Below are 6609 nucleotides of genomic sequence, written 5' to 3' on the forward strand. Positions count from 1 at the left end.
TATGAAATCTTCATTATATTTAAACCATATTTAAAAGGCATGAAAAAGATTAAAATTGAAGACCATAAAATTACATCTGAAATTAAGTTATCTAACTTACCATCGCTTCTAGATTTAGGAGCAAATGATGATGATGTTAAGAATGCGTTAAAAAAAGTTAGAAGAAAATTAGGGAAACTTCAAGATACACTTTATGCACATGGTAAATACTCTGTTTTAGTCTGTTTACAGGGTATGGATACGTCTGGTAAAGATAGTTTGATTCGTGAGGTTTTTAAAGATTTTAATGCCCGAGGTGTTGAGGTCATGAGTTTTAAAGTGCCAACTAGTTTAGAGTTGAAACACGACTATTTGTGGAGGCATTATTTAGCATTACCATCGCGAGGAAAGTTTGGCGTTCATAATCGTACACATTACGAGAATGTATTAGTTACTCGTGTACATCCTAATTATATTTTAGGCGAAAAACTACCGAGTGTTCAATCCGTAGAAGATGTAAATGAAGAATTTTGGGATATACGTTTTAACCAAATAAATAATTTCGAAAAGCACTTAGCGGAGAATGGAACTGTTATCTTTAAGTTCTTTATGAATCTTTCAAAAGATGAACAAAAACTTAGGTTGCTGCGTCGTTTAGATTTAAAAGAGAAAAACTGGAAATTTTCAGCAGGCGATTTAAAAGAGCGTAAACTTTGGGATAGTTATATGGATTGTTACGAGGATGCTATTAATAGAACACGTAAAGAACATGCACCTTGGTTTAATATTCCAGCAGATAATAAACCAGCTGCAAGATTAGCCGTGGCCACTATTTTGTACGATACTCTTAGACAATATAAAGATATAGAAGAGCCAGAATTAGACGATAAAACGAAAGCTAATATCGATGTTTATCGTCAGCAATTAAATAACGAGTAAAATTCATACGAACGCAGTAATCACAAGATTTTAAAATACAATATAATGAAGAAACTTACAGTGGTAATTTGTTTAATTTTTACAATACACGCTTTCTCACAGAACGATAAAGAAACCCTAAAAACCATTTACAGCCAATCTTTAACCAATGGAAAGGCCTACAACTGGTTAGACCATTTATCCAACAAAATTGGTGGAAGATTGTCCGGTTCAATAAGTGCTGAGAAAGCAGTGCAATACACAAAAAGTGAATTAGAAAAATTAGGTTTAGATAAAGTGTGGTTGCAAGATGTTATGGTTCCAAAGTGGGAGCGTGGTGAAAAAGAAATCGGTTATTTTGAAAGTTCAGGAGAAAAAATGAATGTTAACATCTGTGCGCTTGGAGGTTCAGTAGCTACACCAACCTCAGGATTAAAAGCAAAAGTAATTGAAGTTAAAAGCTTTGAAGAATTAGCAGCACTTGGGACTAAAGTTAAAGGAAAAATAGTATTCTTTAATGGCGCTTTAAACCCGGAATTAATACACACATTCGAAGCTTATGGTGGTTGTTCAAAACAACGATACGCTGGGGCTTACGAAGCTGGAAAACTTGGAGCTGTTGGTGTAATAGTACGTTCTTTAAATTTACGTCAAGACGATTTGCCGCACACAGGAAGTATGGGGTATTTAGACTTGCCAAACAACCAACGTGTGCCTTCTGCGGCAATCAGTACTAATGACTCAAATAAATTATCCGACGCCTTAAAAAAAGATGCTGATCTAGAATTCTATTTCAAGCAAAGTTGTGAGCAATTCGAAGATGTTCTGTCTTATAATGTTATTGGAGAAATTACTGGTAGTGCGTTTCCAAACGAATATATGGTAGTTGGCGGACATCTAGATTCTTGGGATCTTGGAGACGGTTCTCACGATGATGGAGCAGGAGTAGTACAATCTATGGATGTTATAAGGTTACTTAAAGAAAGTGGTATTAAACCAAAAAGAACGATTCGCGTTGTGCTTTTTATGAACGAAGAGAACGGTTTAAGAGGTGGAAGAAAATATGCCGAAGAAGCTAAACGTAAAAATGAGAATCATGTATTTGCATTAGAAAGTGATTCTGGAGGTTTCACTCCTAGAGGTTTTAGTTTCGATTGTAGCGATGCTAATCTTGATAAGGTTTTAGGTTGGGAACCATTGTTTAAGCCTTATTTAATTCATTATTTCGAAAAAGGGTATAGTGGAGCCGATATTGGTCCTTTAAAAAATGAGAATATAGTTTTAGCAGGATTACGTCCAGATTCTCAGCGTTATTTCGATCACCACCATGCAGCAAACGATACGTTTGATGCAGTTAACAAAAGAGAATTAGAACTTGGAGCGGCAACCATGACGAGCTTAATTTATTTGTTTGATAAATATGGAACGACTACTATAAATAAGGTAAAGGAGATCAAGGATTAGTTGGTGTTTTTTACTAGCAAATAATTATCTTTAATAATAAATTTTAAAAATCAAAAATACAACCCTATTTCTAGCTTTAACAATAACAACATTCTTATCTGCTCAAGAAAGCAAAACGGAACTGCCTTACTACGAACTCCCAGAAAACGCAGAGAAATATACAGCAGGAACCGTTGCTGCAAAACAAGTGGATGCATTAGGTTTTAGATTTTATTGGGCAAGTGAAGACTTAACCGAAAAAGATTTAGCATACAAACCAAGTGACGCTGTGAGAACATCTTTGGAGACAATTGAGCACATCTATGACTTATCTTTAATTGTATTAAACTCAACTTTAAAAAAGTCGAATGCTAGAGATAAAAAAGAAATGTCATATTCAGAGTTAAGAGCACAAACACTCTTGAATTTAAAACAAGCAGCAGAAATTTTAAGAACTAGTGAGGATATCTCACAATTTAAAATCATTTTCGGGACCAATGAAATTCCATATTGGAATAACATAAATGGACCAATTAGCGATGCTATTTGGCACTGTGGACAATTGACTTCCTTTCGACGTACTAAAGGGAACCCTATAAACTCGAAAGTAAATCACTTTAATGGAACGGTTAAAAAGTAATTTGTAACTAATCCATTCTAAGCTAAACCTATCCAATACTTATAGCAGAAAAGGTAGTTGAGTACCTGATTTTTATTAATAAATAGAGTTAATCAATATCTTCAATGTCTTCAACTACTTCAATGTTATCATCAGATTCAATCTCTTCAATGTCTATTTTTTTGTTTCCTAATGCTTGAATTTCACTCAAGAGTTCTGCAGTATTCCAATATCCAAATTCTTCAACAATTTTACCTTTATTAAATTGGTAAGTAATGTGAACAGGAATAACAATGCCATTATTGTTATCCTTTAAATTGCCTTTCCATAGTCCCCAAAAATTAACCCATTTTTTTCCGTTATTATCTTCTACCATTTCATACTCTCTACTTTCATCTTCAAAAGCACGAGTTGATATATAATTATCATTGCGAGTGAAAAAAGTTTTTAAATCTTTAGGACTTATTACATCTTTTCTAGTATTGTAATAAATTTTAGCTGTATCGGAATAATTCATTTTTAAACTATCCCATTTGTGGACATCGTAAAAAGCAATAGTTTGTTTCACGGTTTCAATTTCTGGAGAATCTTGTGTGTAACGTTGTACAGTGTTATTACAATTAAATAGGAACAAGCTAACACCTACTAATAAAATCAGTTTTTTCATAATTTAAGATTTAGTGATTACATAATTTTCACCAATTAATATTTTTTTAGACTTAACGAAGCTTTTGAATAATATTAATACATTTTGCTATCTAGAGCTAAACAATTATAAATTAGTGTATTACTAAAGGTAATTAAAAAATCACAGATTACCAATGTCATTTTAAAATTTGAATTTGAATAAATAAAATAACACTTCAATTAAGTGCTATTAACTATGCTTTTACTTTTTTAGGCTCTAGTGTTATCTGAATTTGATTATTCAAGATATCATCAAAAGTCTCACGCTTTCTTATTAAATGTGCCACGCCATTATGCCAAAGTACTTCTGCAGGACGATAACGCGAATTATAGTTGCTAGCCATAGAGTAACAATAAGCTCCTGCATTTTTGAATGTTAGAATATTGCCTTCATTAATTTCCGAAATACGTCTATTGTTAGCAAACGTATCTGTTTCGCAAATGTAACCGACAACAGTATAAAAACGCTCTCTTCCTTCAGGATTAGAAATGTTTTTAATCTCATGTTGAGCCCCATAAAGCATCGGGCGAATTAAATGATTAAACCCAGAATCTATCTGTGCAAAAACAGTAGAAGTTGTTTGTTTTACAACATTCACTTTGGCCAAAAACTGTCCGGCTTCGCTCACCAAGAATTTTCCTGGCTCGAAAGCTAAGGTTAATTCTTTTCCATAGTTTTTACAGAATGCATTAAACCTTTCAGAAAATTTTTCGCCAAACTCTTCGATATTTGTTTCAATATCTCCAGTTTTGTAGGGGACTTTAAATCCAGATCCAAAATCTATAAACTCTAAACCTTTAAAATTTTTTGCAGTGTCAAACAGTATTTCACTGGCATAAAGAAAAACATCAATATCTAAAATATCACTTCCAGTATGCATATGAATGCCGTTTACATTCATGTTCGTGTTTTCTACAATGCGAAGAATATGTGGGATTTGATGTATCGAAATACCAAATTTACTATCTATATGTCCTACAGAAATATTAGTGTTACCACCAGCCATAACATGAGGATTTATACGTATACAAACAGGGATATTTGGATGTTTAGTCCCAAATTGTTCCAATATAGAAAGATTATCTATATTTATTTGACAACCATATATAGCGGCTTTCTCAATTTCTTCTAGAGAAACACCATTTGGTGTGAAAATAATATCCTTAGCTTTAAAACCTGCAGCTAATCCTAACTGTACTTCTTGAATAGAAACAGTATCTAATCCTGCACCAAGTGATTTCATCAATTTTAAAATTGAAACATTTGAGAGCGCTTTTACAGCATAATTTATCTTTACTTTTTTAACAGCATTAAAAGCGACCGTTAAACGTTTGTATTGTTGAGAAATAATTTCAGAATTATAAACATAAACAGGGCTTTCAAAGTCTTTTGCTATTTTAAGTAATTGAGTATTAGTCATAAAATAATTTTTATCAAAACTATTCTTATTGCCTGTTTTTAAAAATTTTTAATTCAAAATATCACATATTTGAACAATTTGTTAATTATTTAACAAATACTGATGGTTTATGGATTGAGATATTATTTTTTCATAATTAAATATTAGGGTAAGTTATTGTGATTATTTACTTTTGTAGAGATAATGATTCTTCGGAATTTATTAAACTCAAAAAAGTAATTTTATAGATTTCCGCCTTCGCGGAAATGACAAATAATCTATTTAAAGATGAATTTACACGAATATCAAGGAAAAGAATTATTAAGTAGCTTCGGCGTGCGTATTCAACGTGGTACTGTTGCTCAAAATGCTAATGAAGCAGTAGCTGCAGCAAAACAATTAACTGAAGATACTGGAACAGGTTGGCACGTAATAAAAGCACAAGTGCACGCAGGTGGTCGTGGAAAAGGTGGTGGAGTTAAGTTAGCTAAAAACTTAGACGAGGTTAAAACTATTGCTGGTAATATTATTGGAATGGATTTGGTTACACCTCAAACTTCGGCAGAAGGAAAGCGTGTGCACCAAGTATTAGTATGTGAAGATGTTTACTACCCTGGAGATTCTGAGCCAGAAGAGTATTATATGTCTGTATTATTAAATAGAGGAACAGGACGCAATATGATTATGTATTCTACAGAAGGTGGAATGGATATTGAAACCGTTGCTGAAGAAACACCTCATTTAATTTTTAATGAAGAAATTGATCCTGCAACTGGAATTTTACCTTTTCAAGCACGTAAAATTGCTTTTAACTTAGGTTTATCTGGAGCAGCTTTTAAGGACATGACAAAATTTGTAACGTCTTTATATACAGCTTACGTAAAGTCTGATTCTTCTTTATTTGAAATCAACCCTGTTTTAAAAACAAGTGACGATAAAATAATGGCTGTTGATGCTAAAGTATCTTTAGATGCTAATGCATTATTTAGACATAAAGATTTAGCAGCATTGCGAGATTTACGTGAAGAAAATCCAATTGAAGTAGAAGCAGGAGAACAAGGACTTAACTATGTAGATCTTGACGGAAACGTTGGTTGTATGGTAAATGGTGCTGGTTTGGCAATGGCAACAATGGATTTAATTAAGCAAGCAGGTGGTGAGCCAGCTAACTTTTTAGATGTTGGTGGTACTGCAGATGCAGCAAGAGTAGAAATTGCATTCGAACTTATTTTAAGAGATCCAGCTGTGAAAGCAATTTTGATTAACATTTTTGGTGGTATCGTGCGTTGCGATCGTGTTGCTCAAGGTGTAATTGATGCTTATAAAAACATGGGAACTATTAACGTACCAATTATTGTACGTTTACAAGGAACTAATGCAGACATAGCAAAAGATTTAATTGATAATTCTGGATTAGATGTTATGAGTGCTACAGAATTTCAAGAAGCTGCAGATAAAGTACAAGCTGTATTGGCTTAATAAAATGTAATTGTCTTTCAGAGTGCAGTGAAGAATCTACTGAATTCTATCTCAGTTCGAGATAATATATAACAAAAAAAAGAG

The 6609-nt window shown here is 32.9% G+C and carries 5 protein-coding genes and 1 pseudogene; 4 read left to right on the forward strand and 2 right to left on the reverse strand.

Features of this window, described 5'->3' with window-relative positions:
- Positions 1 to 39 precede the first annotated feature (39 nt).
- From RH82_RS00630 to RH82_RS00640, 3 genes are all read left to right on the forward strand, one after another.
- The gene (locus tag RH82_RS00630; RefSeq protein ID WP_034057220.1) at positions 40 to 918 is read left to right on the forward strand and encodes a PPK2 family polyphosphate kinase; all 879 of its coding nucleotides are present in this window, start codon (positions 40 to 42) and stop codon (positions 916 to 918) included.
- A gap of 45 nt (positions 919 to 963) precedes the next feature.
- Positions 964 to 2361, forward strand: a complete 1398-nt coding sequence (locus tag RH82_RS00635; RefSeq protein WP_034057221.1) for a M20/M25/M40 family metallo-hydrolase — start codon at positions 964 to 966, stop codon at positions 2359 to 2361.
- A 187-nt stretch (positions 2362 to 2548) separates the two neighbouring features.
- Complete coding sequence (locus tag RH82_RS00640; RefSeq protein WP_241147976.1) at positions 2549 to 2980, forward strand: hypothetical protein; 432 nt, start codon at positions 2549 to 2551, stop codon at positions 2978 to 2980.
- 88 nt (positions 2981 to 3068) lie between these two features.
- Here the strand turns inward: RH82_RS00640 and RH82_RS00645 are convergent, their stop codons facing one another.
- Positions 3069 to 3626, reverse strand: a complete 558-nt coding sequence (locus RH82_RS00645; RefSeq protein WP_034057225.1) for a nuclear transport factor 2 family protein — start codon at positions 3624 to 3626, stop codon at positions 3069 to 3071.
- Between the two features lie 214 nt (positions 3627 to 3840).
- Positions 3841 to 5070, reverse strand: a pseudogene (gene lysA, locus RH82_RS00650) (diaminopimelate decarboxylase); the annotation flags it as partial.
- Between the two features lie 264 nt (positions 5071 to 5334).
- Here lysA and sucC point away from each other — a divergent pair.
- Positions 5335 to 6525, forward strand: coding sequence for an ADP-forming succinate--CoA ligase subunit beta (sucC, locus tag RH82_RS00655; RefSeq protein ID WP_034057227.1), 1191 nt, complete (start codon positions 5335 to 5337; stop codon positions 6523 to 6525).
- Positions 6526 to 6609: the final 84 nt, after the last annotated feature.

Source organism: Lacinutrix jangbogonensis, from assembly GCF_000797445.1.
Lineage (GTDB): Bacteria > Bacteroidota > Bacteroidia > Flavobacteriales > Flavobacteriaceae > Lacinutrix > Lacinutrix jangbogonensis.